The following is a 13,827-nucleotide window of genomic DNA, read 5'->3' as shown; positions in this document are numbered from 1 at the left end:
AAAAAGCCGAGGTCCGCTGTAAAAGTAAAGCCCCGTCAGGGCACAAAACGCATGAACGCAAATTGTTCACTATTGGGGGCCCAACACGGAACGTTGATTGTACCTTGTCCTCCGTACAGACGAACAATGCATTTAGCTGAACCGCCGGATGCTGGCATCAAACACAACTCGACGTCCAATTCTCCGGGGTGCCCTTGGGTATCCTTTGGATATGCCAAGTAAAGCACATGGGCACCGCCGGGCGATGGATGCGGAAACCAATTCACCGCTTCATCATCGGTCATCTGCTCGAGATCTGTTCCATCTGGCCTGATCCGCCATAGGTCAACCTGACCGTTACGTTCACCGTTAAACCAAATCCATTGGCCATCAGGCGTATAGTCGGGCCCGTCAACATGATCGAAGGCATCCGTGATGCAACGTTCAACCCCACCGGCGACCGGGCAAGTATAAAGCGCAAAAGGCCCACCACGTTTCGCGACATACGCTAATGTCGCACCGTCAGGCGACCATCCATGCCAATAGGACGGCGTCTCCTTGGTCACGCATGCGGGCACCCCGCCACCAATCGGCACGGTATAAATACAACTTTCATCCGTGCGACGACTGTCACTTATGACCAGTGTCTTTCCATCAGGCGAAACGCCGTGATCATTGTTGCAGGCAGTTGCAAATCCCGTATCGATGGAATGCAAGGTTGGCGCCTCCAACGGCACGCGAAAAATCTGCCCACCGCCGTTCACAATCAGATAGCCATCTGGATGCCAATTGGGCGCTTCAATATGCCCCGGATGGTCCAGCAGGACCTCTACCGCCCCGCTGTGCAATGTGTAAACACAAAGCTGGCTCCGTAGGGTGGGTTTCAACCCACCTCTCCCGGAAGATAATCGAACTGGGTGAACCGGGCTTCTTTGCCCTGACCTGATGTATCAAATGCAACCATCCCAACGAACGCGCCCGTGAACGATCCGTGTTCACCGCGCCCGCCTTCGTCCGATATCACCGACGCATCAAGCGCAGGACCAAAGGCAACCCAATCGCCCCCTTGGCGATAATAGAACTGCTGCGTTGCTCCGTTCACATCAACGCGCAGATCAACTGGACCACGCTTTAACGGCACGTCTTCTGTTGGAAATGTCAGCGCACATTCAGGCCAGTCTCCAGCACATGACATTATTGTCAGAACCGGCCCAACACCTTCCGCATATGTTACCAACGCCGCGTGAAACTTGTGACGGTTGTAATAAGTCGTCAAACCCGCAGCCTGCTGATAGGTATCGGCGACAATTTCGGCCGTCGTTTCGGCGCGATACGCGTGGTGTTCTTGCCTACGAGCAACCAGTGACTGCTCGAACCAACTTCCGATGCTTTCACGCCCAATCAAAACCAGCGCATCATCATCTTCGCGGAAAATACGACCGGTTTCCGGTGTCCGAAGCCATTGAAACTCTGGCGGTAGCTTTCCACCAAGCTGGCGCAACACTGGCACAGGCGCATGTTGTTTGGCATCAACCGGTGCTTCGACCTCAACGCGGGCGACCATGCCCCCTGCCTTGAGATACATCCAGTCGTCGCGCCACTCGACTTCTTCGATACCTGTCTCTCGGCCAAGGGCGCAAAATGGACCATGCGGCCCCTCCAATGGACGCCCCATCAGAAACGTATGGTAAAGACCACCCCAATGGGTTTCGACATATTGACCATGGCCGGTACGCTGAATTGGTCCATCCGACCCTTCCGCGCAGATCACATGTAAATCTGGGTGGTTTTCATACGGCCCCCAAATATCGCGTGAACGTGCCAAGGTCACAGCGTGGTTGTAGCCAGTGCCACCCTCAGCCGTTGTCATGTAATAGTAACCATTCCGTTTAAAGATATGCGGCGCTTCGGTAAGGCCACGTGGCGTGCCTGCGTATACATTCTTAACCGGACCAAACAGCCCCTTTTCAGGTGTCCATTCCTGCAACAAGATTCCGTCAAACGACGCGTGCGCAGGGTTTCCGCCCGTGCCGGGACCGCGATGGTTCCATTGCATATTCATGAAATACTTGCGGCCGTCGTCATCATGAAACAGTGACGGATCAAATCCGCTCGAATTCACATACCAAGGATCGGTCCACTCACCATCAATCGTCTCACATGTGGTGATATAATTCGGCGCATCTTTGAACCCACCATCCAGCCGCTTGACGTCAGTATAAACCAACCAAAACTTGCCATCTGCGTGCGAAAGGCAAGGTGCCCATATCCCGCAGCTATCGCCATTGCCGCGCATATCCAAAAGCGCGGCACGGTTGAGCGGACGCGCAACCAGATCCCAATTCACCAAATCGCGCGAATGATAGATTTGCACGCCGGGGTACCACTCAAACGTGGAAACAGCGATATAGTAGTCCTCGCCAACCCGACAAAACGAAGGGTCAGCATTAAAACCGGGCAAGATCGGGTTCTGGATCATTTCTTGCGCTCCGCAGCACCCTGCGTTTGCTCGGCTGATTTGGCCCAAAGATTGATCTGCTCTTCGTCAGCATATTTGTCGATCAGCGATAGTTCATCAGCAGTGAAGTCCAGATTGTTAATTGCACCGACGCAGTCTTCAACCTGGCTCGGCTTCGATGCACCAATTAGCGCCGTCGTGATACCACCACCGCGCAAGACCCAAGCAATTGCCATCTGCGCCAATGTCTGACCGCGGCCTTCGGCAATTTCGTTCAGCTTGCGAATGTTCTCTATCGCACGCTCGGTCAGCATGGTTGGCGCAAGCGATTTGCCTTGGCTTGCGCGACTGTCTTCGGGAATGCCACCCAAGTATTTCTTGGTCAGCATGCCTTGGGCAAGCGGTGTGAACGCAATCGATCCAACGCCCAAGTCCTTTAGCGTATCTTTCAACCCATCACGTTCGACCCAACGATTTAGCATGTTGTAAGACGGCTGATGGATCAGACAGGGCGTACCCAGATCTTCCAAAATCGCGACGGCTTCGCGGGTGCGTTCTGTGTTGTACGAAGAAATCCCCGCATAAAGCGCACGACCCGACCGCACGATGTAATCCAATGCACCCATCGTTTCCTCAAGCGGTGTATCTGGATCAAAACGGTGCGAATAAAAGATATCGACGTAATCCAAACCCATCCGCTTGAGCGACTGATCACATGAGGCAATCAAATACTTGCGGCTGCCCCATTCACCATATGGGCCGGGCCACATGTCGTAGCCTGCTTTGGAACTGATAATCAGCTCATCGCGGTAACCTTTGAAATCCTCTGACAAGATCGACCCAAACGCGTGCTCGGCAGAACCCGGCGGCGGACCATAGTTATTCGCTAAGTCAAAATGCGTAATGCCATTGTCAAATGCCGTCCGACAAATCGCACGTTTTGTATCATGCGGTGTGTCGTGCCCAAAGTTATGCCAAAGTCCAAGCGAGATCGCTGGAAGCTTGACACCAGACGCCCCACAACGGCGGTACACCATCTTTTCGTAACGGTTTTCTGCTGGAACATATGTCATGTGTTATCCTCCCCTATAACGTTTACGTGGCAAGCGAACACGCCTCTGGTGGGATGTCAACGGGGCAGTCAGGAAAACCTGACCCGATATCAACCCTGCCGTGTGCTACACTGCTTTTGCTGCATCTTATTTTTAGCGGCATAAACTTTAGCAACAAAGGAGTGTCCTCATGGCACGTTTTGCGATCGACCTTGGCGAAATGCCGATGTCCAAAGAAGATCAACTGCAACTTCAAAATGAACTGCAGTCCGTAGCCCTTAAACATGTTGCGCGGCTGGGGTTTGACAAACCCTTTGCCGTCAAATTTCCACGCGAATGGTGGGGCATTATTCTACACCCTGACCTTGATCGTATTTCTCAAATCGAAGCAGACCTTGGAAAACGGCTTGGAGGCTTGTGATGGGCCGCCCTGAAAGGGGCACTTTGGATTCCATAAACGCTGGGGTAGATCGTAGCTGCCCCAGCGCACGGTGCGAACCAGGTGCCAAATTACTGGGGGTCAAAGGTGCCGATGGACGCATTCACAACCTACGCACTGCAATGGCGGTCGATGATGAATTTATCACAACTGCAAGCCAAGTAGGCCCGCCAGAACAACGAATGCGTTTCTCAAGCCATTGCGCAACCAACGGGTGCAGCCAGTGGACAGGCAATCGATGCGGAGTCATTGATCGCGTGCTTACACATATCGAGGGTTTCAATTTATCTAAATCAGATGGGCTGCCCGCCTGCCCCATTCGCGCCACCTGTCGGTGGTTCGATCAAACTGGAGCAAAGGCATGCCATGCCTGTTCATACGTGATCACCGATAACGCATCTGCGATGGCAGAATAATCCCCCTGTCCTGCCACGCATTGGCAGGACAGCAGCACTGATTGTTACGGGTACAATCCCGTGCTTTTCATGAATGAAAAGCCATGCAACAGTATTTTTATGACACAACTTTGCACCCACAATGGCGCGCCCGTATCGCCCCTCACGTTTGGAACCATGCAATTCGGCGGCACAGCCGACGCCCACGAAAGCCGTGCCATGTTCGATGCGGCACGCACCATCGGGATAAACCACTTCGACACCGCTGTAGGATATACGGCTGGTCACTCTGAATCCATCCTAGGCGGCATGATCAAACAACAACGAGACGAAATATTTCTTGCCACAAAAGTCGGATATACTGGCGGCGGGGGGCATAGAAACATCACAGAACAGTTTGACCGCAGCCGCAAGCAGCTAAACCAAGACGCGGTCGACCTGCTATACCTACACAGATTTGATCCAGAGACACCGCTTGAAGAAACCTTTAGCACCTTGGCCGAATTTCAAAGCGCAGGCGTTATCCGCTACATCGGCGTGTCGAACTATGCTGCATGGCAGGTGATGAAAGCCCAAACCGTTGCGAATTCACTGGGTACAACAATCGACGCGATCCAACCCATGTACAGCCTCGTCAAACGTCAATCCGAGGTCGAAATTTTCCCGATGGCGCAGGACCAAGACATTGCAGTTATTCCGTATTCCCCGCTTGGGGGCGGGTTGCTGACGGGCAAATACGCAAATGGCGGCACGGGTCGACTGACTGAAGATGAACGATACCAAGCGCGCTATGACCAAGCATGGATGCATGACACAGCAAAGGCATTGTCAGGGCTTGCATCCGAATTAGGCACTGATCCCGCGACACTTGCAGTTGCGTGGGTCAAGACCCACCCTACGCGACCCAGCCCTATCATATCAGCCAGATCGGCCAGACAGTTAGAACCGTCACTGGCAGCAAATGAATTTGAAATGTCGCCCGAACTTTACGCGCGGATCACGGCGCTCAGTGTAACCCCTGCACCTGCAACCGATAGATTGGAAGAAGCATGATCGACTTTCTAGTTATAGGAGGTGGCATCGCTGGGTTATCAGCTGCTGCACGTCTGTCAGAGCTTGGCAGCGTCACAGTACTGGAAAGCGAAAGCGCCCTTGCCTATCACGCGTCGGGACGATCTGCTGCCCTGTTTGAACGCAACTATGGAAAGCCATCAACCATCGCTTTGAATGAAGCGTCTTATGGTTTTCACAAAGACGCTGAAGTGCTGAGCCCTCGCGGGATTATGCTGGTCGGAAATGATAGGAATACGGCAGAATTCAACACCGACTTTGTCCAAATGAAGCTTAACCGGCTAACCATATCAGAGGCCCAAGAACGTCTTCCCATTCTTGATCCCGATGTGGTTACGCAAGTCGGCTATGATGACCGCGCCCAAGACATCGACACGGATAGACTGAATCAGACATTCGCCAAATTGGCCCGTAAAAATGGGGCAATCATTCAAACGAAATCCGCCGTTACTAACATAAAACGTACCGATTTTGGTTGGGCGGTGACAACCGTATCAAACACCTATGAGGCGAAAAACATAGTGAATGCCACAGGCGGGTGGGTCGATGTTATCGCGAAAATGGCAGGCATTATGCCACTTGGTTTTACTCCGCTTCGTCGTTCAATGGCCCGTATTCCCGCCCCCGAAGGCATGAACGTCAGCACTTGGCCCATGGTATTTGCCGCAGGTGAAACATGGTATTCTAAACCTGATGCAGGCGCATTAATCGTTTCACCCGCAGACGAAGACCTTGTGACGCCGCACGATACATATGCCGATGATATGGTGCTGGCCGTAGGTATCGCGCGGTTCGAAGAAAACGTAACCATGTCCGTGACCCGTCTCTTGTCATCGTGGGCCGGAATGCGCACATTTTCACCAGACCGGACGCTCGTTCTCGGGCCAGACAGCAACGACACCAGTTTTATCTGGTGTGCAGGACAAGGCGGATATGGGATGCAATCAGCCCCCGCCGCGAGCCAGCTACTTGCTGATTTAGTTGCCAACCGCACCCCTGCCATTTCAGCAGACGCCGTTGCCGCGCTATCACCCGCACGTTTTTCCTGAAAGATCACAATGACACATACCACAAACCCGCAGGGGCAGCCTATCGGTAAACCAGTTCCCGAATGGACCGGCTGTGCACCTATTCCCAAAACACCAATGTGCGGACAGTACTGCGACCTTATCGCGCTTGATTTAGCGCATAGCGACGCGCTCTTCGCGGCCTTTGATGCTGATAAAACTGGTACGCTGTGGACATATATGCCTGTGGGACCATTTGCATCGGCCCAGGACTATGCAGCATGGGTCGAAACCGCGCATCTTAGCCAAGACCCGCTGTATTTCACAATCATCGCCAAAGATACCGGTCGCCCAGTTGGAGTCGCGAGCTTCCTTCGAATTGATCCAGCTAATGGTGTGGTTGAGGTCGGGTTTATTACTTTTGCGCCAGCGCTTCAACGAACCCCTGCCGCAACCGAAGCCATGTATTTGATGATGAAACGTGCCATGGGCGAACTGGGTTACCGGCGGTACGAATGGAAATGTGACGCGTTAAACGCACCCTCCCGCAGCGCGGCACAGCGACTTGGCTTTAGCTATGACGGGCTGTTTCGACAGGCGACCATCTATAAGGGACGCAACCGCGATACCGCATGGTTTTCGATACTCGACCAAGACTGGCCGAACGTTGAACACGCCTTTCAAACTTGGCTGGCACCTGACAATTTTGACGCGAATGGACAACAGCGCCAACGCTTGTCAGACTTAATGCCATCGTCAAAAATCAATCCCCCCGATTGAATATCCCCACGGGATCGCCAATTAGAGCAGCATGGAAAAAGACAAAACCGTCACACGCCGCAAGCGGTTCGAACGCGAATTTCATCGCGTGGCTGAGCTGGCCCCTTGGATAGAACGATTGCGCCAGCCCGGCTGGTTCGTTGTGCGTCTATTTTTAGCGCTTGTTCTGATTGTGGGCGGCTGCCTTGCGATCCTGCCCGTACTTGGGCTTTGGATGATCCCGGTTGGGATGCTCTTGCTTGCGATTGATATCCCGGCACTACAAGGGCCACTAGCAACCCTCATCGTGCGTGGTCGCTGGACATGGCACCGGTTACGCAAGCGCTGGCGTGGTTAGACAGCGCTTGCGTAAATGTTAGCCGTCGATACGGATCGTGGCGTTTTTCGGATCGTAAGGGCTGTCTTCGACAATTTCGGCGGGCCATAATTTATCGAACATTTTGACCTGAAGCTTGGTACCAACGACATCCATTCCGGGTTTGACATAGCCCATGCCGATGGATTTCTCGAACGCCACTGAATAGCCGCCTGAGGTCAGACGCCCCACACGGTTGCCATCCATATCATACAATGCCTCGCGGCCCCACGGGTCAGCATCGTCTGGACCGTCGATCAAAAGCGTCACGCATGTAGACCGGATACCGATCTTCTCCATCTCTGCCTTGCCATGGAACTCTTTGGACAGATCAACAAACCGCGGCAGATCAGCCTCAAGCGGGGTCGCATCACGGCCCAGTTCGGTGCCAAACGCACGGTAAGATTTTTCCTGACGCAGCCAGTTTTGCGCACGTGCGCCGACCAGCTTCATCCCGTGTTTTTCACCAGCTCTTTCGAGCAGATCAAACAGGTAGTTCTGCATTTCAATCGGGTGGTGCAATTCCCAGCCCAGCTCACCCGTATAGGCCACGCGGATCGCGTTCACCGGGCACATGCCCAACTCGATCTGACGGGCCGACAGCCAAGGGAACCGTTTGTTCGACAGTGCCGTTTCAGGATCAGCGTCGCAAATCACATCCTTCAGCACATCACGTGCTTTGGGGCCAGCAATGGCGAACACGCCCCATTGCGTTGTAACGTTTTGCACTTCGATACGACCAAACTCAGGTTCTTTGTCTTCAATCGCTTTGCGCAAGAAATCACTATCGTATTCAGTCCACGCCCCGGCAGAGACCAGATAGAATTCATCATCCTTCAACCGCACGATCGTATATTCCGTGCGTGTCGTCCCAGCAGTAGTCAGTGCATAGGTCAGGTTAATCCGACCGACTTTTGGCAGTTTGTTTGTGGTAAACCAATCGAGGAACGCTTCCGCGCCGGGGCCTTTAACGATGTGCTTGGTGAATGCTGTCGCGTCGATCAGACCAACACCCTCGCGGATCGCTTTTGCTTCTTCGACGGCATATTGCCACCAGCCGCCACGGCGGAACGAATTGGTTTCTTCGTCAAAGTTCGTAGGCGCATCCACGGGTCCGAAATAGTTAGGCCGTTCCCAACCATTGACCTGACCAAATTGCGCGCCGCGTTTGGCTTGGCGATCATAGGCGGGCGATGTCCGCAACGGACGTGCTGCTGGGCGTTCTTCGTCTGGCCAGTGCAGTTTCAGCAAGAACGGATAGGTTTCTTCGTTTTTGACGGTCGCATATTCGGACGTCATCCAATCGCCGTAACGCTTAGGATCAAGGCTCGCCATGTCGATCTCGGCTTCGCCTTCGACCATCATTTGCGCAAGGTAGTAACCAGCACCACCGCCAGCCGTAATCCCGAATGAGAACCCTTCAGCTAGCCACATATTCCGCAGACCCGGCGCAGGGCCGATCAGCGGGTTACCGTCTGGCGTGTAACAAATTGGACCGTTGAAATCATCCTTAAGGCCTACCTCTTCGGTCGATGGAATACGATGAATAAAGTCCATGTATTCTTGTTCAATCCGTTCAAGGTTCAGCGGGAACAGATCGGCACGGAAACTATCAGGCACACCGTACCGGAACCGTGATGGCGCACCGTCCTCATATGGTCCCAAAATCCAGCCGCCGCGTTCTTCGCGCACATACCAACGGGCATCAACGTCGCGCAGAACCGGGTGTTCGCCATTCTGTTTGCGCCACTCGACCAACGCCGGATCAGGTTCTGTCACGATGAACTGGTGTTCGACGGGAATCGCGGGTGTCTTGATACCCAGTAGCTTTGCTGTGCGCTGTGCGTGGTTACCTGTTGCGGTTACAACGTGTTCTGCGTGGATCACAATCTGTTCGTCGGATGGGATCAAGTTTCCGCCTTTTTCGACCATCTTTGTGCAGGTGACATCCCAATGGTCCCCGGTCCAATGATAGCCATCAACCTGCCAGCGGCGTTCAATCGTGACACCGCGCTGACGTGCACCTTTGGCCATGGCCATCGTGACGTCGGCTGGGTTGATGTAACCATCGGTCGGATGGAAGATCGCGCCAACCAAGTCTTCGGTCCGAACCAATGGCCAGCGTTCGCGGATTTGATCAGGTGTCATCCACTCATAGGGAATATCGACGGTTTCTGCAGTCGTCGCATACAGCATATATTCGTCCATACGCGCCTGTGACTGTGCCATGCGCAGGTTACCAACGACCGAAAAACCGGGGTTTAGTCCGGTTTCTTCTTCAAGCGTTTTATAGAACTTGATCGAATAGTCGTGGATGTGGCTAGACGCGTAAGACATGTTGAAATAGGGCAGCAAGCCCGCCGCATGCCAAGTCGAACCAGATGTAAGTTCATCACGCTCCAACAACATCACATCATCCCAACCAGCCTTAGCCAAGTGATATGCGATGGATGTCCCGACGGCACCACCGCCCACGACCAATGCTTTGACATGCGTTTTCATAAGCGCGACTCCCTTTACTATTCTTGCGTTCAATTTGCGCGAAACTAAACATTAACGACAGAACTAGCCGACGCCTCATCGTGCAATTGCGACAGCAAGACGTAAAGGTTCCGGTTTTATGCTACACTGCGAACCAGACGATAACATTATTACGTCAAAAATGGATAAAACAAATGGTTCAATTTTCTCTCGAAGATGCCGGAAAACTGGCAGAAGCAAGTTATAACAGCATCAACATTGTGAGCCCACGCGTGATGCGATCTTGCCCTCATCATGACGTGCAAGCACACCTTCTAGAAGGCAATATACTGCTGTTGCCGGGGTCTAACTCTGTCCGTGACTATCTGAGATATAATTTACGGCCCCTGCTTTTGGGACACAAACGACTAAAGCTCAGCGATGATAGCCTCGCCAAAGGGTCATCAGGGACAATCTGGCATCAAGGTTTTCTGGCATACGCCGCCGTGGTCGCAGATTGGTTGATCAAAGAACGGGTAACGCCGACATTCATTATAGGGCATTCATTGGGGGCGGCAGCCGCACAAGTTCTGACCAAAAGCTATGGGGTGCCCGGAATTGGCTTTGCTGCACCTCGTCCCCGCCATACACGTGGCCCGATCAAAAACGGCAAGATGTGTTTGATAATAAATCGCCAAGACGACGTTGTACCAAACCTGCCCGGCGCGTTTCACCATGTGGGCCAAGTCACCGCGCTACTGCCTAATCCTAAACATCGATTTCTTGCACATAAGATGAGTCACTATCGCGACATAGTGGAAGTCGGGCAAATCACAGGAAGACTACCCACGCATTGGGCAGGCTCATAAATAATCTGGCCGCGCCTAGTTGCCCCCTACGGAACAGCGACGCACACCATTTTCGATACGACAACGGGACGATTGCCCAAATCCGCTAGATACTGACGGGCGCGCATTAACATCAGCTGTTGAGGTAGGCTCAATCGCGCGTGTTTCGGGCAAACCGGCGATCAGCGCTAACACCTCTGGGGCAACCTCATAATCACCCGACAAATACTGTGCTAGGTCACTTTGCGCGGTTGCGATATCAGCAACCTTTGTCAAAATATAATACTCATGATCGTTCCAATCGCGACCGCTGTCGATCATCGCAGAAGCAAAGTAGCGTGCGGTGTTTTCTTCCGTACCGTTGTCCAAGACCGTCAACAGCTCAAAAGGGGCATCATGAATTTGATCTGGATATTCGGCATTCAACGTCGTCCAATCCATAATTTCGCCCGACTTCACACGCTGTAGGGCTTCTGTCCAAGGTGCTCCATAATCATGACCATTCTCAAGCATCTCTGCAGCGCGATACGCAATCGTAGGTTCCGGCACAGATGTCGCGAGCGGCGCATCTGACACAATACCCAATGAGACTGAAACATTTGGGTCAGGCGCCGGCAAAAGTTGATTTGCGCGCTCAAGATCGACCCCTATAATGGCCGCAGCGACTGCAGCATCCGTGCTATTGGTCAGCACTTTAATATCAAGAACTTCGTCGACCTCCTCATCACCTAAACGCATCGTAAACCGCCGATAACTAACAGGCTCAGGAAATGGGTTACCGGGAACCGAAGAGGTCCGAGGTTTTAAAATTAGCGGCGCTCCTGCAACCGTTGCGACCTCAACGTCAAGGTTGGGCTTTGGCGGAGCAGCGGTTGCGAGTTTCATTTGCGAAAATATATTGTCTCGCTTAGGCGGTTGATGCGGGCCAAAAACCAAACTTAGCACGATACGTTCGTCTTCGCGCATAAACGTCCAAACCGCACCCGCAGTTACATCCTCACTGATATCAGCGTAATGACGAAGAAGCCGTTGTGTCGTAGTCGCAGGTGCATCACGTGGTGCAAACGCTTCGGCGACGACCGTCTCGCCGTGTTCGGACAGGTAAGGAACGACATTCCAGCCATCTGGCGCTGTCACCTCTACGCTGATCAAACGTTGATTATAGACATAATCGTCCCAAACGATTTTGAAAGTGAAGACGATTGCAGCGGCAACCACAACCATTGCAACACCAATAAGAGCCAACGAAAATCGCATAGCGCGCCATTCCTAGAGTTTGTCAAAAGTATAATAAAACACGTAGCGAAAACAAAAGGCACATCAAAAAAAATGCCAATTTTCGTAATCATGCTAACGTCATAGCATCGCAGGTACAACCAGATCCGGGGGGCGATGCCCATCCGCAAAAGTCTGAATATTAACAATAACTTTTTCACCCATCTCAATACGGCCTTCCACAGTCGCAGACCCCATATGAGGTAGCAAAATAACGTTCGGAAGCTGCTTTAACCGTGGATTAATTTCATGCCCACGTTCAAAAACATCCAACCCAGCACCCGCTATTTCCCCAGCGCGCAACATCCGTGTCAATGCGTTTTCGTCGATCACTTCACCCCGCGAAGTATTCACAACCACAGCGTCCGATTTCATTAGCTTAAGACGACGGGTATTCATCAGGTGGAACGTCGAAGGTGTATGCGGGCAATTGATCGAGATGACATCCATATGTGCCACCATTTGATCAAGGCTTTCCCAATAGGTCGCCTGTAAATCGGTTTCGATCTCGGGGCGAAGCCGTTTCCGATTATGATAATTGACTTCCATTCCAAATGCGGTCGCCCGACGTGCGACAGCCTGACCGATCCGCCCCATTCCGAGAATGCCCAATCTGCGGCCGCGAATGCGCCCCCCCATCATCGCAGTCGGAGACCATCCTTGCCAATCATTTGATTGCGCAATACGCAGGCCTTCGGCCAAGCGGCGGCTCACACCTAAAATCAACGCCATGACCATATCAGCGGTATCCTCGGTCACAACGCCGGGTGTATTTGACACGTGAATGCCGCGCTCGCGGGCAGTGGCGACATCAATATTGTCAACACCTGCACCATAGTTCGCGATCAGTTTCAAACGGTCACCCGCACGAGCAAGCAGCTTTGAATCAATATGATCGGTGATCGCCGGCACCAGAACATCAGCGTTTGCCATGGCGTCGGCCAATTCATCAGTGGTCATTGGTGTGTCGTCGGCGCGCAGTGTTACGTCAAACAGCTCTTTCATGCGGGTTTCGACGACATCAGGTAACCGTCGCGTCACAACAACACTTAACCGCTTGCCTGACATGGTGAGCCCTCCCGTGGCTTTCCAAATTATCTATTCCGTGTCAGGTTGCGCCAAAGGGACGCGCAGCACAAGAACCGCGCGCCAATTTTGAGCAGTTAAGGACAAACAATGGGTACTTTGGTGCACTGGTTTCGCATCGTTCGACTTGCTTTGGCCGCAAGCGTTGTCATTGCGGGTACGGCGTTCGCGCAAGATATCAATGATGCGCCTGCGCTTGGGCCTGAAACGAACCTTCCAATGCCGCGTTTTGTTTCGCTAAAGGCATCCGAAGCGAATGTCAGACGCGGACCATCCCTTTCACACCGCATTGATTGGGTATTCCAGCGGCGCAACATGCCGCTACAGGTCATCGCCGAATATGGGCATTGGCGCCGGGTCATCGACCGTGACGGGCAAGGCGGGTGGGTCCATTACACAATGTTGTCAGGCGTACGGACGGTGTTGATCGACGGAGATAATACGCCTCTTCGTTCAAGGCCGTCAGAAGACGCCACCGAAAATGCAGTCCTTGAACACGGGGTCATTGCCCGTCTGGGCGATTGCACGCCTTCATGGTGTGAGCTGAGCGCAGGTGGCTACCGTGGGTGGACGCCAAAATCTGTGCTTTGGGGGGTCGCCGAGGCCGAGATCAGAGAATAGA

13 protein-coding genes are annotated in these 13,827 nt (G+C 53.0%); 7 read left to right on the top strand and 6 right to left on the bottom strand.

Going from position 1 to position 13,827, the window contains the following annotated elements:
• Positions 1-35: 35 nt before the first annotated feature.
• Genes CLV80_RS02900 through mgrA form a run of 3 tightly spaced genes read right to left on the bottom strand, consistent with a single transcriptional unit; the run spans position 36 to position 3,510 of the window.
• Positions 36-866 carry a TolB family protein gene (locus tag CLV80_RS02900; RefSeq protein ID WP_106354645.1) on the bottom strand — a complete coding sequence of 277 codons (831 nt, stop codon included), beginning with the start codon at positions 864-866 and terminating at the stop codon, positions 36-38.
• Positions 863-2,458 carry a glycoside hydrolase family 43 protein gene (locus tag CLV80_RS02895; RefSeq protein ID WP_106354642.1) on the bottom strand — a complete coding sequence of 532 codons (1,596 nt, stop codon included), beginning with the start codon at positions 2,456-2,458 and terminating at the stop codon, positions 863-865. The genes CLV80_RS02900 and CLV80_RS02895 overlap by 4 nt, the downstream gene beginning before the upstream one ends.
• A complete protein-coding gene (gene mgrA, locus CLV80_RS02890) occupies positions 2,455-3,510 on the bottom strand; it encodes an L-glyceraldehyde 3-phosphate reductase (protein ID WP_106354640.1) in 1,056 nt (351 codons plus the stop codon). Before mgrA ends, CLV80_RS02895 begins: the two co-directional genes overlap by 4 nt.
• 169 nt (positions 3,511-3,679) lie before the next feature.
• Between mgrA and CLV80_RS02885 the strand changes: the two genes are divergently transcribed.
• The 5 genes from CLV80_RS02885 to CLV80_RS02860 all read left to right on the top strand — a co-directional run bounded on the left by CLV80_RS02885 (position 3,680) and on the right by CLV80_RS02860 (position 7,518).
• Positions 3,680-3,910, top strand: coding sequence for a hypothetical protein (locus CLV80_RS02885; protein ID WP_106354638.1), 231 nt, complete (start codon positions 3,680-3,682; stop codon positions 3,908-3,910).
• Between the two features lie 533 nt (positions 3,911-4,443).
• Positions 4,444-5,376: an aldo/keto reductase gene (locus tag CLV80_RS02875; protein WP_106354632.1), complete on the top strand. Its 933-nt coding sequence runs from the start codon at positions 4,444-4,446 to the stop codon at positions 5,374-5,376.
• A complete protein-coding gene (locus tag CLV80_RS02870; protein ID WP_106354630.1) occupies positions 5,373-6,443 on the top strand; it encodes an NAD(P)/FAD-dependent oxidoreductase in 1,071 nt (356 codons plus the stop codon). The genes CLV80_RS02875 and CLV80_RS02870 overlap by 4 nt, the downstream gene beginning before the upstream one ends.
• A 9-nt stretch (positions 6,444-6,452) precedes the next feature.
• Positions 6,453-7,181, top strand: coding sequence for a GNAT family N-acetyltransferase (locus CLV80_RS02865; RefSeq protein WP_106354628.1), 729 nt, complete (start codon positions 6,453-6,455; stop codon positions 7,179-7,181).
• 31 nt (positions 7,182-7,212) lie between these two features.
• Entirely contained in the window at positions 7,213-7,518 is a 306-nt protein-coding gene (locus CLV80_RS02860; protein WP_106354627.1) for a hypothetical protein, read from the top strand.
• An 18-nt stretch (positions 7,519-7,536) separates the two neighbouring features.
• On the opposite strand, the gene CLV80_RS02855 is transcribed toward CLV80_RS02860, so the two are convergent.
• Complete coding sequence (locus CLV80_RS02855) at positions 7,537-10,038, bottom strand: GcvT family protein (RefSeq protein WP_106354625.1); 2,502 nt, start codon at positions 10,036-10,038, stop codon at positions 7,537-7,539.
• A gap of 173 nt (positions 10,039-10,211) precedes the next feature.
• Here CLV80_RS02855 and CLV80_RS02850 point away from each other — a divergent pair, with 173 nt between their 5' ends.
• Positions 10,212-10,865: an alpha/beta hydrolase family protein gene (locus CLV80_RS02850; protein ID WP_106354623.1), complete on the top strand. Its 654-nt coding sequence runs from the start codon at positions 10,212-10,214 to the stop codon at positions 10,863-10,865.
• A 15-nt stretch (positions 10,866-10,880) separates the two neighbouring features.
• Here CLV80_RS02850 and CLV80_RS02845 read toward each other — a convergent pair whose 3' ends face one another.
• Positions 10,881-12,101, bottom strand: a complete 1,221-nt coding sequence (locus CLV80_RS02845; RefSeq protein ID WP_106354620.1) for a hypothetical protein — start codon at positions 12,099-12,101, stop codon at positions 10,881-10,883.
• 99 nt (positions 12,102-12,200) lie between these two features.
• Positions 12,201-13,187: a 2-hydroxyacid dehydrogenase gene (locus CLV80_RS02840; protein ID WP_106354618.1), complete on the bottom strand. Its 987-nt coding sequence runs from the start codon at positions 13,185-13,187 to the stop codon at positions 12,201-12,203.
• A 108-nt stretch (positions 13,188-13,295) separates the two neighbouring features.
• Between CLV80_RS02840 and CLV80_RS02835 the strand changes: the two genes are divergently transcribed.
• Positions 13,296-13,826 (top strand): SH3 domain-containing protein, encoded by a 531-nt coding sequence (locus tag CLV80_RS02835; protein WP_106354616.1) that lies wholly within the window; start codon positions 13,296-13,298, stop codon positions 13,824-13,826.
• The last annotated feature ends 1 nt before the right edge of the window (position 13,827 follow it).

Origin of the sequence: Yoonia maritima (assembly GCF_003003285.1) — a bacterium.
In the GTDB taxonomy this organism is placed as follows: Bacteria; Pseudomonadota; Alphaproteobacteria; order Rhodobacterales; family Rhodobacteraceae; genus Yoonia; species Yoonia maritima.
This window is presented reverse-complemented; position numbering and strand designations above follow the sequence as displayed.

Excerpts from the sequence above, each read along its gene's own strand:
- CLV80_RS02895 (WP_106354642.1), bottom strand. The coding sequence starts at position 2,458 with ATGATCCAGAACCCGATCTTGCCCGGTTTTAATGCTGACCCTTCGTTT.
- mgrA (WP_106354640.1), bottom strand. The coding sequence starts at position 3,510 with ATGACATATGTTCCAGCAGAAAACCGTTACGAAAAGATGGTGTACCGC.
- CLV80_RS02885 (WP_106354638.1), top strand. The coding sequence starts at position 3,680 with ATGGCACGTTTTGCGATCGACCTTGGCGAAATGCCGATGTCCAAAGAA.
- CLV80_RS02875 (WP_106354632.1), top strand. The coding sequence starts at position 4,444 with ATGACACAACTTTGCACCCACAATGGCGCGCCCGTATCGCCCCTCACG.
- CLV80_RS02870 (WP_106354630.1), top strand. The coding sequence starts at position 5,373 with ATGATCGACTTTCTAGTTATAGGAGGTGGCATCGCTGGGTTATCAGCT.
- CLV80_RS02865 (WP_106354628.1), top strand. The coding sequence starts at position 6,453 with ATGACACATACCACAAACCCGCAGGGGCAGCCTATCGGTAAACCAGTT.
- CLV80_RS02860 (WP_106354627.1), top strand. The coding sequence starts at position 7,213 with ATGGAAAAAGACAAAACCGTCACACGCCGCAAGCGGTTCGAACGCGAA.
- CLV80_RS02855 (WP_106354625.1), bottom strand. The coding sequence starts at position 10,038 with ATGAAAACGCATGTCAAAGCATTGGTCGTGGGCGGTGGTGCCGTCGGG.
- CLV80_RS02850 (WP_106354623.1), top strand. The coding sequence starts at position 10,212 with ATGGTTCAATTTTCTCTCGAAGATGCCGGAAAACTGGCAGAAGCAAGT.
- CLV80_RS02845 (WP_106354620.1), bottom strand. The coding sequence starts at position 12,101 with ATGCGATTTTCGTTGGCTCTTATTGGTGTTGCAATGGTTGTGGTTGCC.
- CLV80_RS02840 (WP_106354618.1), bottom strand. The coding sequence starts at position 13,187 with ATGTCAGGCAAGCGGTTAAGTGTTGTTGTGACGCGACGGTTACCTGAT.
- CLV80_RS02835 (WP_106354616.1), top strand. The coding sequence starts at position 13,296 with ATGGGTACTTTGGTGCACTGGTTTCGCATCGTTCGACTTGCTTTGGCC.